Annotated in this window: 14 protein-coding genes; 8 read left to right on the top strand and 6 right to left on the bottom strand. The window is 68.1% G+C overall.

The features are described from left to right. Window positions 1-78 precede the first annotated feature (78 nt). Together SK854_RS46195 and SK854_RS46190 are read right to left on the bottom strand one after the other, a co-directional pair. Window positions 79-1,182, bottom strand: coding sequence for an NAD(P)/FAD-dependent oxidoreductase (locus tag SK854_RS46195; RefSeq protein WP_319981555.1), 1,104 nt, complete (start codon window positions 1,180-1,182; stop codon window positions 79-81). Continuing rightward, window positions 1,179-1,499, bottom strand: a complete 321-nt coding sequence (locus tag SK854_RS46190) for a bifunctional 3-phenylpropionate/cinnamic acid dioxygenase ferredoxin subunit (RefSeq protein WP_319981554.1) — start codon at window positions 1,497-1,499, stop codon at window positions 1,179-1,181. Before SK854_RS46190 ends, SK854_RS46195 begins: the two co-directional genes overlap by 4 nt. Before the next feature lie 119 nt (window positions 1,500-1,618). On the opposite strand from SK854_RS46190, the gene SK854_RS46185 reads away from it, so the two are divergent. From SK854_RS46185 to SK854_RS46165, 5 genes are all read left to right on the top strand, one after another. Further along, window positions 1,619-2,389 (top strand): IclR family transcriptional regulator, encoded by a 771-nt coding sequence (locus tag SK854_RS46185; protein ID WP_319981553.1) that lies wholly within the window; start codon window positions 1,619-1,621, stop codon window positions 2,387-2,389. 127 nt (window positions 2,390-2,516) lie between these two features. Further along, window positions 2,517-4,883, top strand: coding sequence for a GcvT family protein (locus SK854_RS46180; protein WP_319981552.1), 2,367 nt, complete (start codon window positions 2,517-2,519; stop codon window positions 4,881-4,883). Continuing rightward, a complete protein-coding gene (gene solA, locus SK854_RS46175; protein ID WP_319981551.1) occupies window positions 4,880-5,977 on the top strand; it encodes an N-methyl-L-tryptophan oxidase in 1,098 nt (365 codons plus the stop codon). The genes SK854_RS46180 and solA overlap by 4 nt, the downstream gene beginning before the upstream one ends. Next, window positions 5,974-7,086 (top strand): aromatic ring-hydroxylating oxygenase subunit alpha, encoded by a 1,113-nt coding sequence (locus tag SK854_RS46170; RefSeq protein WP_319981550.1) that lies wholly within the window; start codon window positions 5,974-5,976, stop codon window positions 7,084-7,086. Before solA ends, SK854_RS46170 begins: the two co-directional genes overlap by 4 nt. Window positions 7,087-7,130: 44 nt before the next feature. Then, window positions 7,131-7,400, top strand: coding sequence for a hypothetical protein (locus tag SK854_RS46165; RefSeq protein ID WP_319981549.1), 270 nt, complete (start codon window positions 7,131-7,133; stop codon window positions 7,398-7,400). A 3-nt stretch (window positions 7,401-7,403) separates the two neighbouring features. Here SK854_RS46165 and secA2 read toward each other — a convergent pair whose 3' ends face one another. From secA2 to SK854_RS46150, 3 genes are all read right to left on the bottom strand, one after another. After that, complete coding sequence (gene secA2 / locus SK854_RS46160) at window positions 7,404-9,689, bottom strand: accessory Sec system translocase SecA2 (protein ID WP_319981548.1); 2,286 nt, start codon at window positions 9,687-9,689, stop codon at window positions 7,404-7,406. A 95-nt stretch (window positions 9,690-9,784) separates the two neighbouring features. Further along, window positions 9,785-11,041 (bottom strand): MFS transporter, encoded by a 1,257-nt coding sequence (locus SK854_RS46155; RefSeq protein ID WP_319981547.1) that lies wholly within the window; start codon window positions 11,039-11,041, stop codon window positions 9,785-9,787. A 54-nt stretch (window positions 11,042-11,095) separates the two neighbouring features. Continuing rightward, a complete protein-coding gene (locus SK854_RS46150) occupies window positions 11,096-14,143 on the bottom strand; it encodes a carboxyl transferase domain-containing protein (RefSeq protein WP_319981546.1) in 3,048 nt (1,015 codons plus the stop codon). Window positions 14,144-14,320: 177 nt separating this feature from the next. Here SK854_RS46150 and SK854_RS46145 point away from each other — a divergent pair, with 177 nt between their 5' ends. After that, on the top strand, window positions 14,321-15,100 hold the full coding sequence (locus SK854_RS46145; protein WP_319981545.1) for a sporulation protein: 780 nt from the start codon (window positions 14,321-14,323) through the stop codon (window positions 15,098-15,100). A 115-nt stretch (window positions 15,101-15,215) separates the two neighbouring features. Then, window positions 15,216-15,488: a GlsB/YeaQ/YmgE family stress response membrane protein gene (locus tag SK854_RS46140; protein WP_319981544.1), complete on the top strand. Its 273-nt coding sequence runs from the start codon at window positions 15,216-15,218 to the stop codon at window positions 15,486-15,488. Here SK854_RS46140 and SK854_RS46135 read toward each other — a convergent pair. Beyond that, window positions 15,481-16,101: a TetR/AcrR family transcriptional regulator gene (locus tag SK854_RS46135; RefSeq protein ID WP_319981543.1), complete on the bottom strand. Its 621-nt coding sequence runs from the start codon at window positions 16,099-16,101 to the stop codon at window positions 15,481-15,483. The two genes, SK854_RS46140 and SK854_RS46135, sit on opposite strands and share 8 nt — an antisense overlap. A 92-nt stretch (window positions 16,102-16,193) precedes the next feature. On the opposite strand from SK854_RS46135, the gene SK854_RS46130 reads away from it, so the two are divergent. Then, window positions 16,194-17,339: an acyl-CoA dehydrogenase family protein gene (locus SK854_RS46130; protein ID WP_319981542.1), complete on the top strand. Its 1,146-nt coding sequence runs from the start codon at window positions 16,194-16,196 to the stop codon at window positions 17,337-17,339. Window positions 17,340-17,349 lie beyond the last annotated feature (10 nt).

The raw sequence follows: 17,349 nt of genomic DNA, 5'->3' as shown, positions 1-17,349 counted from the left end.
GCCTCCCTGTTCGTATGTCCAAGTAGGACATTGGGGTTTAGCCGGTCGCCGGTGGCGGTAAACCGTGACGACCGTCTCCTACTTCAGACTCCGGCGGAGCCTGGTGAAGAGCCGTGCGTTGCTCATCGCCACGATGCCGACGATGTCCTCCGGGTTCTCACCGTCTCGATAGGTCGCGACGAACTTCCTGTCCTCGATGGACCCATCTTCCACTCGAACATCGTCCGTCGCCCGTCCGATGAACTGGATCCGCACGCCGTACTGATCCGACCAGACGTAGCCGCCGTTCGTGTGCGTCGCGACGGTTTCGCCCGCGAGCAGGTTGCGGGTGGCGATCTGCGCCTGTTCGGTCGCCGACGTCCAGTGCTCGGCGCGGTGCCCCGCGCAGTTCGCGACGTCGCCGACCGCGACGATGTTCTTCACGTTCGTCACGCCGCCCGCGTCGCACACGACGCCGTTGCCGAGGTTGACCGGCCCGCCGGCGAGCCAGTCCGTCGCGGGCCGCGTGCCGATGCCCGCGACGACGACGTCGGCGTTGACGACCCGGCCGTCCGCGAGGTTGATTCCGCCGTCAACGTTGACCGAGTCAACGTTGATTCCCGTGATCAACGTTGATCCGTGGTCGCTGTGCAGATGTCCGCACGCGGTGCCCATCTCGGCCCCCAGCACGCGCGTGAGCGGCGTGGGCAGTGCCTCGACGACTGTGACGTCCTTGCCGAGCGCACGCGCACTGGAGGCGATCTCAGCCCCGATGAACCCGGCGCCGATGACACCGATGTGTTGCGCGGTGCCGAACGCCTCACGGAGCTTGATCGCGTCGTCCAGCGTGCGCAGGACGTGCGTGCCGGGGATCGTGCGCGGCAGACCGCCCGTCGCGATGACGATGCCGTCGGCTTCGACGGTGGTGTCGTCGCTGAGCGCGATCTCCCGGGTGGAGAGCAGCCCGGTCGCCCGCACGCCGAGACGCCACTCCGCGCTGAGCGCGTCGATGTCCTCCTGGTCCGCGAGAGGCACTGCCTCGACCTTGCCGAGGAGGAAGTCCTTCGAGAGAGGAGGCCGGTCGTAGGGCAGGTGGATCTCGTCGCCGATGACGACGAGCCGTCCGTCGAACCCCTGCTGGCGCAGTGCCTGCGCCGACCTCAAACCGGCGAGTGAGGCGCCGATGATCGCGATCGTCTTCACGCCACGTCCTTGTTCACTTCGACATCGACATAGACCTCTCCATCATTCACGTGGACGGAATAGGTCTTCACCGGTCTTTTGGCGGGCGGACAAGACGCCTCGCCGGTGCGAAGGTCGAAGCTCGCGGCGTGCAGAGGGCACTCCACGAAGCACCCCTCCAGCCACCCCTCGCTCAACGAGGCGTCCTGGTGGGTGCAGGTGTCGTCGATGGCGTAGATGGCGCCCTCGGCGTTGAACACCGCGATCGGCGCATGAGAGCCGACGATGCGAACCGCCTCCCCTGGGGGCAGGTCCATGAGAGCGCAGGCGCGGATCATCGTCGGCCTCCGTTGCGTGACACGGCACACGTTCCGAATGACGCAACACAATGTGAGCCTCGGGAGACCCGCCGTCAAGAGTCCAGCCGGTTGTTTTGCCTGCCGGTTACTGTTGCGCGATGAGCAACTCCGACTCGGCAGCTCAGGTGCAGTCCGTGGACAGAGCCATCAGCGTGCTCGAGCTACTGGCCCAAGGTGAAGCCGGTATCACCGAAATCGCTGGTGAGCTCGGTGTGCACAAGTCCACGGTGTCCAGACTCGTCTCCGTGCTGGAGTCGCGTGGCCTTGTGGAGCAGCTCGGTGAAAGAGGCAAATACGCCATCGGTTTCGGGGTCGTCCGCCTGGCCGGTGCCGCCACCGGACGGATGGACCTGACCAAGCTCGGCCAGCCCGTCTGCCAGACACTCGCGGACTCGTTCGGCGAGACCGTCAACATCGCCGTGCACGACGCAGGCGTCGCCATCAACATCACCCAGGCCCGCGGCTCCGCGGCCGTCTCGGCCGTGAACTGGATCGGCCAGCGCACACCCCTGCACGCCACCTCGTCCGGCAAGATCCTGCTCGCCTACCTGCCGGACGACGAACGCAAGCGGCTGGCGTCGTTGCCGCTCGACTCCTACACCGAGAACACGGTCGTGGAGGCCTCGCAGCTGCTGGTCGAACTGAAGGCCATCGCCGCGCAGGGTTTCGCGGCGTGCTTCGAGGAACTGGAACTGGGGCTGCACGCGGTCGCCGTCCCGGTGCGCGGGCATCGGGGTGAGGTGGTCGCGGCGATGAGTGCGTCGGGGCCGTCGTACCGGCTGTCCCGGCAGCGGGTGGAGGAGATCGTGCCGACGATGACGTCCGCGGCCGCGGAACTCTCGGCGCAGCTCGGCTACTTCGCCGGCTAGATCGTGTCGGTGCCGCCGGGTTCTGGCGGCTGAACGGCGGTATTGACAGTTGGGCCCCCGAGCCGCAGTTTGTTGCAGATAGCGGAACGAGTTCTGTTACTCGCAACTGCGGCGAAGGGGTGTCCTGATGCCTGGTGAAGTGCCTCGTGTGGTGCTCGTGGGTGCGGGGATCGTCGGGTGCGCTCTGGCCGACGAGCTCACCGACAGAGGCTTCACCAACGTCACGGTCCTCGACCAGGCTCCGGGCCTCGCGGTCGGCGGGTCCAGCAGTCACGCCCCCGGCCTCGTCTTCCAGACCAACTCGTGCCGCAGCATGACCGCCTTCGCCCGCTACACGGTCGAGAAGTACACCGCTCTGGGCTGCTTCGACCAGATCGGCGGCCTGGAGATCGCCACCAGCGCCGAACGGCTCGCAGACCTCTCGCGCAGGCACGGCTGGGCCACGTCGTGGGGCGTGCGGAGCCGGCTGATCGACGCCGACGAGGTCGCGCGCCTGCATCCGTTGCTGGACCGGGAACAGCTGCTCGGCGGGTTCCTGATCCCTAGCGACGGCCTCGCGAGGCCCGTCCAGGCCGCGGAGATCCAGGCGCGGCGGGCGATCGAGCGCGGGGCGCGGTTCGAGTTCGTGCAGAAGGTCGTCGCCGTCGAGACCGCGGGCGACCGGGTCACCGGCGTGCGGACCGAGTCGGACGTGTTCCCGGCCGACGTCGTGGTGTCGTGTGCCGGGATGTGGGGACCGGTGCTGGGGGAGATGGTCGGGCTGACCGTCCCGCTCGTGCCGATGGCGCACCAGTACGTGTTCACCGGCAACGTGAACGCCGACGCGGAAGCGCTTGCGCGGCAGCCGATCCTGCGGCACCAGGAAGCCGACCTGTACTTCCGCTCGCACGGCCAGGCGCTGGGCATCGGCGCGTACGGGCATCGGCCCATGCCCGTCGCCGCCCAGGACATCACCGGCTCGGAGCTGCCGTTCACCGAGGAGGACTTCAAGGCGTCCTGGGAGTCGGCCGTCGAGCTGATCCCCGCGCTGGCCGAGGCGGGGGTCGAGCGCGGGTTCAACGGGCTGTTCTCGTTCACCAGCGACGGGATGCCGTTGCTGGGCGAACATCCTGGCCTCAAGGGGTTCTGGCTCGCGGAGGCGGTGTGGATCACGCACTCCGCCGGGGTGGCGCGGTCGATGGCCGAGTGGATCGTCGACGGGCAGCCCGAGCTGGACCTGCACTCGAGCGACCTCAACCGGTTCGAGCAGGTGCAGCTGGCGCCGGACTACGTGCTGGAGCGCAGCTGCCAGAACTTCGTCGAGGTCTACGACGTGCTGCACCCGTTGCAGCCCATGGAAAGCCCGCGGCCGATCCGCACGAGTCCGTTCTACGGCAGGCAGCAGGAGCTCGGCGCGTTCTTCCTGGAGGCGTCCGGCTGGGAGCGGCCGCACTGGTACGAGGCCAACGCCGATCTGCCCGAGGTGGCCGAGGTGCCTGCTCGGGGCGAGTGGGCGAGCCGTTTCTGGTCGCCGATCTGCGGCGCCGAGGCGTTGGTGACGCGCAAACGGGTCGCGCTGTTCGACATGACTCCGTTGAAACGGCTGGAGGTCAGCGGTCCGGGAGCGCTGGACTTCCTGCAGCACATGACGACCAACAACCTCAACCGCAAGCCCGGCGCGGTCGTCTACACGTTGTTGCTCGACGAGCAGGGCGGTGTGCGCAGCGACCTCACGATCGCGCGCCTCGACGCGACGACGTTCCAGGTCGGCGCGAACGGCAACCTCGACCTCGACTGGCTCACCCGGCACGCGCCCGATGACGTCTACCTCAAGGACATCACGGCCGGAACGTGCTGCATCGGCCTGTGGGGGCCGCTGGCCCGCGATCTCGTCGACGACATCTCGCACACCCTGGACACGCGGAAGGGGTACTTCACCGCGCAGAAGGCGTTCATCAAGAACGTTCCGGTGACCGCGCTGCGACTGTCCTACGTGGGCGAACTCGGCTGGGAGCTCTACACCACCGCGGACATGGGCCCGAAGCTGTGGGACACGCTGTGGGAGGCCGGGCAGCGGCACGGGGTCATCGCGGCCGGGCGCGGCGCGTTCAACAGCCTGCGCCTGGAGAAGGGCTACCGGTCGTGGGGCACGGACATGACGACCGAGCACGACCCGTTCGAGGCGGGGCTCGGGTTCGCGGTGCGCCAGGACAAGGAGTTCCTCGGCAAGGGATCGCTGCACAACCTGACCTCGACCAAGAAGCTCACCTGCCTCACGATCGACGACCCGCACAGCGTCGTGCTGGGCAACGAACCCGTGTTCCACCAAGGAGAACCGGTCGGTTACGTCACCAGTGCCGCCTACGGGTACACGACGGGGCTCAACATCGCGTACGCGTGGCTGCCCAGCGAGATCGACGACGAGGTCGAGATCGAGTACTTCGGCCAGAAGGTCAAGGCCCGCCCGGCGCCTGAGCCGTTGTTCGATCCTGAGATGAAGCGGCTCCGAGGATGACCTACGACGTCATCGTCATCGGGCTCGGCGGCATGGGCAGTGCCGCCGCGTACCGGCTCGCCCAGCGCGGGAAACGCGTGCTGGGACTGGAGAAGTTCACGCCCGTGCACGCGCACGGGTCGAGCCACGGCGGGTCGCGCATCACGCGGCAGGCCTACTTCGAGGACCCTGCCTACGTGCCGTTGCTGCTGCGCGCCCACGAGATGTGGGACCAGATCGAACGGGACAGCGGCGAGCACGTCTTCCACCGCGTCGGCGGAGTCATCGTCGGCGATCCGGCCAGCGGCGCCATCACGGGTAGCCGGGCGAGCGTCGAGCAGTTCGGTCTGAAACACGAGCTGCTCGACGCGTCCCAAATCCGCGAGCGCTTCCCCGGGATGCGGCCGGCGGCGGACGAGATCGCGCTGTACGAACCCGGAGCGGGCTTCGTCGTGCCGGAGACGGCCGTGCGGGCTCACCTCGCGCTCGCCCAGCAGGCGGGTGCCGACCTGCACTTCGAAGAACCGGTGACCAGCTGGGGGGAGGGCAGAGTCACCACGACCCGTGCGACCTACGAAGCCGAGCACGTCGTGGTGTGCCCCGGCCCGTGGGCGCCGGAGTTGGTGGGGGACCTGGGAATCCCGTTTGAGATCGAACGGCAGGTCCAGTTCTACTTCACCCCGGACGACGACTTCCGCGACCACCCGATCTACATCTGGGACCGCGCGGACGGCACGAACTTCTACGGCTTCCCCGAGCACGACGGCGCGGTGAAGGTCGCGTTCCACAGCGGCGGCCAGATCTGCACGCCCGAGACCATCGACCGCACGGTGCACGCCCACGAGGTCGAGGCGATGGCCGCCGCGACCAGGCCGCCGATGCCCGGCCTCGCCGGCACCTTCCAGCGCGCCGCGACCTGCATGTACACCAACACCGCCGACCGGCACTTCGTCATCGCGCGCGAGCACGACGTGACCGTGGCGTGCGGCTTCTCGGGGCACGGCTTCAAGTTCGTGCCCGTCGTCGGCGAGATCCTCGCCGACCTCGTGATCGACGGGGCCACGCGGCACCCGATCGGCCTTTTCGATCCTGCTCGCTTGAGAGGCAGCGCATGACCGGCAGCCTGATCTCCACCCTCGAAGGCCGCTACTACACCGACCCCGCGATCTTCGCGCGGGAACAGGCGCGCATCTTCGAGCAGATGTGGTTCTGCGCGGTGAAGTCGGACGATCTGCCCAACGCCGGCGACTTCCGCACGGTGCAGGTCGGGCGGGAGAGCGTGCTCATCGCGCGCGACCGCAAAGGCGGCCTCAACGCGTTCCTGAACGTCTGCCGCCACCGCGGCGCGCGCATCTGCGTCGACGAGGCCGGGAGCGTCAAACGGGCGTTCCAGTGCCCTTACCACGCCTGGACGTACGCGTTGGACGGCAACCTGATCGCCGCACCCAATCTCACCTCAATGCCGGACGTCGATCGCGTTGCGTACGGACTGACGAAGGTGCACTTGCGCGAATGGCTCGGCTACGTGTGGGTGAACCTCGCCGAGGACCCGCCGAGCTTCGAGGACGACGTCCTGAGCGCCGTCACCGAACGGCTGGGCTCGCTGGAGGGCATCGACGGGTACGAGATCGACCAGTTGTCCGTGGGCAAACGAATCGTCTACGACGTCAAGGCCAACTGGAAGCTCATCATCGAGAACTTCATGGAGTGCTACCACTGCGCGACGATCCACCCCGAGCTCACCGAGGTGCTGCCCGAGTTCGCCGACGGCTACGCGGCGCAGTACTACGTCGGGCACGGCGCCGAGTTCGGTGACGAGATCAGGGGTTTCACCGTCGACGGCAGCGAGGGATTCGAGAAACTCTCGGCGCTGGAAGAGGAACGCGACAGGAAGTATTACGCCATCACCGTCAAACCGCAGGTGTTCATCAACCTCGTGCCGGACCACGTGATCCTGCACCGGATGTACCCGCTGGCGGCGGACCGGACGATCGTCGAGTGCGATTGGCTCTACGCCAAGGAAGTCGTCGACACCGGCCGTGACGTCTCTCGCTCGGTCGAGCTGTTCCACCGGGTGAACGAGCAGGACTTCGAAGCCTGCGAGCGATGTCAGCCCGCGATGTCCTCCCGCGCCTACGCGCAGGGCGGAGTGCTGGTGCCCTCAGAGCACCACATCGGCGGATTCCACGCGTGGCTCGTCCAGAAACTGGAATCAGCCGACTAGGGGATCGACTGCTCACCCGTGCACGGCGAAAGCTGGCACGGGTGATGGAGCAGACGGAACTCTTGCTCCCGGACGGGGAGCACGATCTTCTTCGCCGCATCCGGCTTCTGGCCGAGCGCGCGGAGCGGACGGCGCACAACCGGTCCAACTTCGTTGGCACGCCGCCGTCGCAGGAGCACCTGGACATCCTCGCGGAGATCAGAGCACTGTCCGAGGAAATGACCACGGCCACGTCCGGGGAAGCCAGACGGGCCGAGGCGTTGCCCCGGCCCGCGAGACCCGCGGACGACCTCGTCGTCCCGGGGAAGATCTGACTGTCAGCGGCGCTGGCCGCGCACCATCTTCACGAGACCCTTCATCGTCTCCTCCAACCCGGAGCCGAACGGGTTGTCGTGCACCAGGTAGGTCCACGTCGAGCTCGGGCGCTTGACCCCGGCGTCGGCGAGGTCGTAGCCGTCGTCGGTGATCTTGGCCGCCTCGTACTTCTCCTTGGTGAGCTCCCACGACTCCGGCACGATCTTGTTGAACGCCGGGATGGCCTCGCGGTGGAACTCGTCCAGCGGGTTCTGCCGGGCCAGCGCGCGCAGGTGGATGCCCTCGCGCAGGTCCGACAGGAACGTCAGGTGGTGCGTCCACAGGTCGTCGAGGAAGAACAGCGTGATCTTGCGGGCGGCGTCGGCGGCGATCTCGTCCGGCGCGCCTTCCTTCTCGCCGAGCTTCTCGAACGCCGCGTCCGTGCGCAGCACCACGTCGCGGTGCTTGAGCAGCAGGTCGCGCTGGTGCTCGATCAGCTTGTTGTAGCGCCACGTGTTGCGGTGGATCTCCAGGTTCACGCCCTCGGCCACGCGCTGCGCGTGCTCGAAGGTGTGCAGCAGGCCCTTGTCGTGCACCCGGCCGTCGTTGTCCACTTCGGACGGGTCCTCGGCGTCCGGCGCGTACTGGGTGATCAGCTCGTCCTGCATGGACGAGAAGAACACCGAGCCGCCGGGGTCGCCCTGACGTCCGGCGCGGCCGCGCAGCTGGTCGTCCAGCCGCGACGACGAGTGGCGTCCCGAGCCGATCACGTACAGGCCGCCCAGTTCGGCGATCCGGTCGTGGTCCTCGCCCTCGTGACCACCGAGGCGGATGTCCGTACCGCGACCGGCCATCTGCGTGGAGACCGTGATGCGCTGGTACGAACCGGCGTCCGCGATGATCGAGGCTTCCTCGGCGTCGTTCTTCGCGTTGAGCACCACGCACTCGATGCCGGCGGCGCGCAGCTTGGAGGAGATCCGCTCCGACTCGGCGACGTCCAGCGTGCCGACGAGGATCGGGCGCCCGCTCTCGTGAGCGGTCTTGATCTCCTCGACGATCGCGTCTTCCTTCTGCTCCAGCGTCGCGTAGAGGCGGAAGGGCTCGTCCTCGCGGATGTTCTCCTTGTTCGGCGGGATCACGAGCACCTCGAGCTCGTAGAACTCCCGCAGCGTCTCGGCGACGGCGACGGCGGTACCGGTCATGCCGCAGCGCGTCGGGTAGCGCGACAGCAGCGCCTGCACCGTCATCGAGTCGAGGATCTCGCCCGACTCGGTCGTCTGCACGTTCTCCTTGGCCTCGACCGCGGCCTGCAGGCCGTCCGGCCACCGCTGCAGCTTCGCGACACGGCCACGCGTGTCGTTGATCAGGTGCACCTTGCCGTCACGCACGATGTAGTCGACGTCGCGGTGCAGCAGCACCTGCGCGTGCAGCGCGACGTTCACCTTCGACAGCGTGGAGGTGACGTGCTCCTGCGAGTACAGGTCGATCTCGCCGAGCGCCCGCTCGACGGCCTCGGACCCCGCACCCGTGAGGAAGACGTTGCGCTCCTCGTCGTCGATCTCGTAGTGCAGCTCCTGCCGCAGCCGCTTCACCAGGTCAGCGATGACGGGGTCGGCCGCCTCCGCACTGGTCGAGCCGGCCAGCACCAGCGGCACGCGCGCCTCGTCGACGAGCACCGAGTCGGCCTCGTCGATCAGCGCGACCTCGGGCTCCGGCACGATCAGGTCGTCGGGGCTCGTGACGATCCGGTCGCGCAGGACGTCGAACCCGATCTCGCTGACCGGCGCGTAGGTGATCTCGCACTGGTAGGCCTCGCGGCGCTCCTCGGCCTTCGAGCTGCCGTTGATCCACCCCACGGTGACGCCGAGCAGCCCGTACAGCGGTCCCATCCACTCCGCGTCGCGCTGGGCGAGGTAGTCGTTGACGCTGACCACGTGGACGCGCTTGCCCTTGATCGCGAACCCGGCCGCGGCCATGGCGCCCGCGAGCGTCTTGCCCTCACCGGTGGCCATCTCGACGACGAGGCCGCTCAGCAGCCCCAGCGCACCCAGCACCTGCACGTCGAACGGCCGTTGCCCGATGGCGCGCTCGGCGGCCTCCCGGGTCAGCGCCACGAGCTCGGTGTCCGTGCTCTCCTCGCGCAGCTTCTCGGCGTGTGCCGTCAGCTCCTCGTCGCTGAAAGCCTTGAACGTCTCGGCGTGTTTGTCCACGTCCGAGAGCAGGGCCTGGAACGGGGCGAGGTCGATCGACCCCGGTTTCTGCGCGAACCTGCGCATCCGCTGCTTGAAGCGCGCCATGAGAGTGGTCACGACGCGCCAACGTACGGCATCGGCCGGATGTTCCGCAGAGGTCTTGACTGTGAAGGCCCGATTTGTCTCTTGGATCGGGCCTTCACAGTCTCTGATCAGGCCCGTTCCGGCTGGTGCGTCTCCGGCAGCTTGATCACCGACACCAGCGTGCACAGGCCCATGAGCAGCAGGAACGCCGACACGGACATCGAGGTCCCGGTCGCGCCCAGCAGGGCCGTCATGACGAACGGCGTGCCGCCGCTGACCAGGATCGACGCCAGCTGGTACGCGAGAGAGGCACCCGAGTACCGCACGTGCGGCTCGAACAGTTCACCCAGGTAGGCGGCGATGGGGCCGTACACGAGAGAGGACGCGATGCCTCCGACCGTGGACGCGACGAACATCAACACCAGCGAGCCGGTGTCCACGAGCAGGAAGTACGGGAACGCCCACACGATCATGCCGACGGTGCCCGCGATGATCAGTGGACGGCGCCCGAGGCGGTCCGAGGCGTGACCGGCCCAGAGGATGACCGGGATGCTCACGATGGACGACAGCAGGCTGACGATCAGCACGGACTCGCGGGCGAGGCCGAGCGTGGTGGTCGCGTAGGACAGGACGCCCGCGATCGACACGTAGAAGATCGCGTTGGAGGCGAACATCAGGCCCGCGCCGAGCAGGATCGGCTTGCGGTGGGTGCGCAGGACCTCCGTCAGCGGGGCGGCGGCGACGGCGGGCTGGGTCGCGCGGCGTTCCTTCAGTTCGCGGAACACCGGGCTGTCCTCGACCTTCAGCTGGATGAACAGCACCACCGGGAACAGCAGTGCCGACGCCAGGAACGGCACGCGCCAGCCCCACGACGCGAACGCCTCCGGTGAGAGGGACGTCGTGGCGCTGATGAAGGCGACGTTGCCCAGCAGCACGCCGATCGGGACGCCGGCCTGGCCGAACGTGCCCGCGAAGCCGCGCTTGCGCGGGCCCGCCGTCTCGGTCAGCAGCAGGACCACGCCGCCCCACTGACCGCCGACCGCGATGCCCTGCAGGAAGCGCAGCAGCACCAGCAGCAGGGGTGCGCCGACGCCGATGGACGCCGTGGTGGGCAGCAGACCGATGAGGAACGTCGCCGCCGCCATCAGCCCGAGGCAGATGACGAGGGCCGGTTTGCGGCCTGCCTTGTCGCCGACGTGGCCGAAGACCAGGCCGCCGAGCGGGCGCGCGATGAAGCCCGCCCAGAACGTGCTGAACGACAGGAGCAGCGCCACGATCGGCGTCGCCTCCGGGAAGAACAGCTTGGGGAACACCAGTGCCGCGGCGGTCGCGTAGATGAAGAAGTCGTACCACTCAAGACTCGAACCGACGAGTCCGGCTGCCATGAGCCGACGTAAGGTCTTCTGTTCCGCAGGGGCGACGCTGACCACGGATTCTCCTCACCACGTGTCGATGAACGGGCGTTTCTTCCCTTGAGAACGGGAAGTTGCGGGGGCCAGCGCCGTGGTGATCCAGCGGCGCGTGTCGGCCGGGTCGATCACGTCGTCGATCTCGAAGACCGAGGCGACGTTGAGGGCTTTGCCGTGCTCGTAAGCCATTGCGACCATCTGGTCGTAGCGCTGCTTGCGCTCGTCCGGGTCCGCGATGGCGTCGAGTTCTTTCCTGAAGCCGAGTTTGATGGCGCCTTCGAGTCCCATCGGGCCGAATTCGCCGGTGGGCCAGGAGATCGCGAACTGCGGGACCTTCAAGCTTCCGGCCGCCATCGCCTGAGCACCGAGGCCGTAGGCCTTGCGGAGGATCACGAGTCCAAAGGGGACGGTGAGATTGGCGCCCGTCACGACCATGCGGGTGAGGTGGCGGACGGTGGCGGTGCGTTCGGCGTCGGGGCCGACCATGAACCCCGGGGTGTCGCACAGGGAGACGACCGGGATGTCGAACGCGTCGGCGAGCTGGAGGAAGCGGGCGCACTTGTCGGCGGCGTCGGCGTCGATGGCGCCGCCGAGGATCTTGGGGTCGTTGGCGATCAGCGCGATCGGACGGCCTTCGACGCGGATGAGAGCGGTGATGATGGCCTTGCCGAAGCCTTGGCGGAGTTCGAGGACGCTGTCGGTGTCGGCGAGGGTTCGGATCAGGGCGCGGATGTCGTAGGCGCGCAGGCGGTTCTCGGGGACGGCGTGGCGGAGGAGGCGCTGGTCCGCGCAGTTCCACGATCCGAAATTGTCGGTGCTGTCTGGGAGAATTGAATTCAGGGGTCCCCCCGAGGGCGACGGCGAAGGCTGCGCACTTGACGAGGGGACGCCTGCGGAAGCCTGGAGGCCTGCGGGAGCTTGCAAGCCTGCCGGAGCCTGGAAGTACGAGAGGTACTTCTTGGCGACGGCGACAGCCTCCTCCTCCGACCCCACCGCGATGTCCACGACGCCGTTGGGCACCTGCACGTCCAACGGGCCGATGTCCTCCGGCCGGAACGTGCCGAGCCCTCCGCCCTCGATCATCGCCGGGCCGCCCATGCCGATGTTCGCGCCCTCGACCGCGATGATCACGTCGCACGTGCCGAGCAGCACCGCGTTGCCCGCGAAACACCGGCCCGCCACCACGCCGACCAACGGGACCTGGCCGCTGAGCTGCGCGAACGCGTGGAACGAGCCGCAGTCGAGTCCGCTGACCATGCTGTGGTCGGTGTCGCCGGGACGTCCGCCGCCGCCCTCGGCGAACAGCACAACCGGCAGGTTCTCCTGCTGCGCCAGGGCGAACAGCCGGTCCTTCTTCTGGTGGTTGCGCAGGCCTTGGGTGCCGGCGAGCACGGCGTAGTCGTAGGACATCGCCACGACCCGTGCGCCGTTGACGACGCCGATGCCTGCGACAAGACCGTCGGCGGGCGTGCGTTCGATCAGGTCGTCCAACGACCGGCGCTGCCGTTGGGCGGCGATCGCGAGTCCGCCGTACTCGACGAACGAGGAACACAGGTCCGCGATGTTCTCCCGCGCGGTCCGGCCACCCCGGGAATGTCGCCGAGAGGCGGCTTCTGGGCGGTCGAAGTCGTGGCGTGCCAGCACCTCGGCCAAGTCCGGCCGAACGTGCGAAGGGTCCACCTCGGCGACGTCCTCAGTGGACTCGCCCACGCCGGAAGCCAGCACCTGGCCCTCGGCCACGGTGTCGCCCACCGACACCAGCACATCGCCGGACACCCGCACGACGTGCTGCATCTTCATCGCTTCGAGCACGACGGACTCCGCCGAAACAGCCACCACCGTGCCCGCCAGCGGAGCCCGCATCCCAGAAACCGGCTCCTCGACCACGAAGTCCGTCGTCGCGCCGACGATGTCGCGCGCGAGTAGCGAGCGGAGGAACTCCAGGTTCGTCGAGACCCCCTCGACCCGGAACTCGCCCAACGCCCGCCGCGCCCGGTTCAGCGCCACGTCCAGGTCTTCGCCGTGCACCACGAGCTTCGCCAGCAACCCGTCGTAGCGCGTCCCGACCCGGTAGCCGACGTACCCGTGCGTGTCGACGCGGACGCCCGGTCCGGCAGGCAGTCCGAACGACGTCAGCACGCCGCCCGAGGTCTGGTTCAGCCGCACCTGCACGGCCGCGCCGCGGTCGTGCGGCGTGAAGTCCACGTCGCCGCCCCAGGCGAGCAGCAGCTGGGTGCGCACGAGGTCCACTCCGGACACCATCTCGGTGACGGTGTGCTCGACCTGCAGCCGCGGGTTGACCTCCAAGAACGCGAACGAGTCCCCGGACACCAGGAACTCGACGGTGCCGACGCCGGTGTAGCCCGCCGCGCCAGCCACAGCGGCAGCCGCCTCGTGCAGTGCCTTGCGCAGCAACGGGTCCAGCAGGGGAGCGGGCGCGATCTCCACGACCTTCTGGTGCCGCAGCTGCACCGAGCAGTCGCGGTCGCCGATCACCGACGTCCCGACGAGCTGCACCTCGATGTGCCGCGCCGAGGGCATCAACCGTTCGAAGTAGACGTCCCCGACGCCGAACGCCGCCAGCGCCTCCGCCTGGCACGCCTCGACCGCGGCATCCAGATCCTCGGAGGAGTACACCGCCCGCATGCCCTTGCCGCCACCGCCGGCGACCGCCTTCACCATCACCGGGAACTCGCCGGGCAGCGCGTCCAGCACCGGGATCCCCAGCGAGGAGGCCAGCTCGCGTGCTCGCCGTTTGTCACCGAGCAGTTCCAGAACGTCAGCGGAAGGCCCGACGAACGCCAGTCCGCGCTCGGAACACGCCCGAGCGAACGCGGCGTTCTCCGACAGGAATCCCCACCCCGGATGCACGGCCTGGCACCCCTCGGCGGCGTCCAGCAGCTGGTCCACATCCAGGTACGGCGAGGGCCCGCGCAGTGCCACGGCACGGTCCGCGAGGGTCACGTGGAGCGAGGAAGCGTCGTCCTCCGCGTACACCGCCACAGTGCGTATCCCCAGGTCAGATGCCGCGCGTAGGACACGCACGGCGACCTCACCCCGGTTGGCGACGAGCAGCAAGACAACCTCCTGAGCGACCGCTTAGTATGTGACGGCGGTCGCATGTTGCCATCTGAAGTGAACAGAAGTCCATACGGAACCGATCGGGGGGTTGAGGCGTCAACGGAACACTTCGCCGCACACGGGCGATCCAGTTGGCAGACTCCCCGCAAACAGCAAGGGCTTCAGGAGGCCGCAGTGGTGTTCAAGAGGATGATGCGCGCGTTCGGCGTGGGCGGGCCGACTGTCGACACGGTGCTGACGAACCCCAACGTCAGGCCCGGCGAGGTGTTGTCCGGCGAGGTGCGCATCGCCGGCGGCGACCACCCGGCCGAGATCGACCACGTCACGCTCGCGCTGCTCACCCGCGTCGAGGTCGAGAGCGGCGACAACGAGTACAACACCAACATGGAGTTCCACAAGTTCTCCGTGGGCCAGCGGATCGTGGTCCAGCCGCATCAGAACCTCTCGCTGCCGTTCCAGATCCCGGTGCCGTTCGAGTGCCCGATCAACGTCGTCGGCGGTCAGCAGCTGCACGGCATGCAGCTCGGCCTGCGCACCGAGCTCGAGGTCCGCGGCGCCGTCGACCCCGGCGACCTCGACCCGATCTGGGTGCACCCCCTGCAGTCGCAGGACGCCGTGCTCCAGGCGTTCGGGCACATGGGCTTCCGCTTCACCAAGGCGGACAACGAGCGCGGCCGCATCCACGGCGTGCCGCAGCAGCTGCCGTTCTACCAGGAGATCGAGTTCTACCCGCCGCCGCAGTTCGCGGGCCGCGTCAAGCAGGTCGAGCTGACGTTCGTCACCACGCCGGGCGAGCTGCACGTCATCCTGGAGGCCGACAAGCGCGCCGGTCTGCTCCGCGCGGGCGGCGACGCGTACGGCCGCTTCGCCGTCTCGCACCAGCAGGCGGTCGGCACGGACTGGACCGCCACGATCAACCAGTGGATGAGCCAGGTCTCCGGCAGTCGCTGGTAGTCATCGGCACACGGGTGTACCGCTTGCCGATCTCAAGCTGCGGATCTTGCCGGATGACGGGATGATTTTCCGCGAGATCCCCGAGTGCCTCGGGGTGTAGCGGGAGGAGGCGTCCGTGACCATCGAGAGCATTCTCGGCGCGCTCATCATCGGTCTGATCCTGGGCTTGCTCGGCAAGCTGTTCGCACCGGGCAAGCAGGCCATCCCGATCTGGCTGACCCTTCTGGTCGGCATCGCGGCCGCGTTCGTCGGGTCGTGGATCGCGCGGCTGCTGGGCGTGGAGGACACGCCGGGCATCGACTGGATCGAGGTGATCGTGCAGATCGTCGTCGCCGCGATCGGTGTTTCGCTCGTAGCTGGCGTGTACGGCAGGAAGTCGGTCAGGTAGGCCTGACCATCCTCAGGACGAGGTCGGCGTACATCGCGCCGATCTCGTCCGGGGTCCGCTTCCCGCTCGGCTGGTACCAGCGGGCGACGTCGATGCACAGCGACAGCACCGCGAGGGTCGCGCCCTTGAGGTCGGGGACGTCGAACACGCCCTCCTCGATCCCGGCCGCGATGTAGGCCCGCATCCGCTGCTCGATCTGCCGGCGCAGCTCCGCCACCTGCTCGTGGTGTTCGGGAGAGAGCGCGCCGAGCTCGTACTGCACCACCCGCGCCGTCGTGTGGAACTCCGCGTGCCACCCCGCGAACGCCGCCACCGCGTTCTTCAGCCGCTCGACCGCACCGTCGCCCTGAATGCTCGACAGCAGCGCGAGCGACGTCTCGTGGCCCACGAGCGAGATGTTGAACAGAAGCTCCTCTTTGGACCGGTAGTGGATGTACACGGCCGCGGGGGACATTCCGGCCAACGAGGCGATGTCCCTGGTCGTCGTGGCGTGATATCCCTTGCTCGCGAACGCCTGGACGGCCGCGATGAGCATCCGGCGGGCGGCGTCCGGGGTGACGGTGCGCCAGGTCTCGTCGAGCAGCGAGAACCCGTCCAGTCCGGTCGTCGTCATCGGGCGGCTCCTCGCGTGTTGACAGGTGATGGATCGTACTGCACGCTAAGCGGGCGCTTAGCGCTAAGCAACCGCTTAGTATGGAGGTAGTCGTGCAGCGGACGCTGTTCAACGAGGATCACGCCGCGTTCCGGGAGTCGGCGAAAGCGTTCGTCGAGCGCACGATCACGCCGAACGTCGAGAAGTTCATCGAGCAGCGGGTGATCGACCGGGACGTGTGGCTGGAGGCCGGACGCCAGGGCCTGCTCGGGCTGGAGATCCCCGAGGAGTACGGCGGCAGCGGCGCCAACGACTACCGGTTCAACACGGTGTTCGCCGAAGAGCTGTGCCGGGTCAACGCCGCGGTCGCCTCGTCGCTGGGCATCCACGGCGACGTCGTGGCGCCCTACCTCGTCGACCTGTGCACCGAGGAGCAGAAGCAGCGCTGGCTGCCCGGCATGTGCACCGGCGAGATCAAGACCGGCATCGCGATGACCGAGCCGTCCGGCGGCTCCGACCTCGCCGCGCTGAAGACCAACGCCGTGCGCGACGGTGACGACTGGATCCTGAACGGCTCCAAGACGTTCATCACCAACGGCTACACCGCCGACATGATCGTCGTCGCGGCCCGCACCGACCCGTCCAAGGGCGCGCGCGGCATCACGCTGTTCGCCGTCGAGACCGGCATGCCCGGCTTCGAGCGCGGCCGCAAGCTCGACAAGGTCGGCCAGCACCCGTCCGACACCGCGGAGCTGTTCTTCTCCGACGTGCGCCTCTCGCAGGAGCACATGATCGGCGAGGAGGGCCAGGGCTTCATCTACATGATGGAACGCCTGCCGCAAGAGCGGATCGGTGGCGCCATCTCGAACTTGGCGCACGCGCAGGGCGTCTTCGACGAGACGCTGGAGTACGTCAAGGAGCGCAAGGCCTTCGGCCAGGCGATCGGCAAGTTCCAGCACAACAAGTTCCTGCTCGCCGAGCTGCGCACCAAGCTGGACGTCTCGCAGGCGTTCATCGACACGCTGACCATGCAGCACGTGCGTGGCGAACTGAGCCCCGTTGAGGCGGCGCAGGCCAAGTACTGGAGCGCCGACGTCGAGAACGAGGTCATCGACGCCTGCGTGCAGCTGCACGGCGGCTACGGCTACATGACCGAGTACCGCGTGGCCCGTGCCTGGATGGACGCCCGCGTCACGAAGATCTGGGCCGGTTCCAACGAGATCATGAAGGAACTCATCGGCCGCGACCTGGGCCTGTAGGAGGTTTTCC

The organism is Lentzea sokolovensis (genome assembly GCF_033949975.1).
Lineage (GTDB): Bacteria > Actinomycetota > Actinomycetes > Mycobacteriales > Pseudonocardiaceae > Lentzea > Lentzea sokolovensis.
This window is presented reverse-complemented; position numbering and strand designations above follow the sequence as displayed.

Coding starts and splice junctions, on each gene's coding strand:
- SK854_RS46190 (WP_319981554.1), bottom strand. CDS start 1,499: ATGATCCGCGCCTGCGCTCTCATGGACCTGCCCCCAGGGGAGGCGGTT.
- SK854_RS46185 (WP_319981553.1), top strand. CDS start 1,619: ATGAGCAACTCCGACTCGGCAGCTCAGGTGCAGTCCGTGGACAGAGCC.
- SK854_RS46180 (WP_319981552.1), top strand. CDS start 2,517: ATGCCTGGTGAAGTGCCTCGTGTGGTGCTCGTGGGTGCGGGGATCGTC.
- solA (WP_319981551.1), top strand. CDS start 4,880: ATGACCTACGACGTCATCGTCATCGGGCTCGGCGGCATGGGCAGTGCC.
- SK854_RS46170 (WP_319981550.1), top strand. CDS start 5,974: ATGACCGGCAGCCTGATCTCCACCCTCGAAGGCCGCTACTACACCGAC.
- SK854_RS46165 (WP_319981549.1), top strand. CDS start 7,131: ATGGAGCAGACGGAACTCTTGCTCCCGGACGGGGAGCACGATCTTCTT.
- SK854_RS46155 (WP_319981547.1), bottom strand. CDS start 11,041: ATGGCAGCCGGACTCGTCGGTTCGAGTCTTGAGTGGTACGACTTCTTC.
- SK854_RS46135 (WP_319981543.1), bottom strand. CDS start 16,101: ATGACGACGACCGGACTGGACGGGTTCTCGCTGCTCGACGAGACCTGG.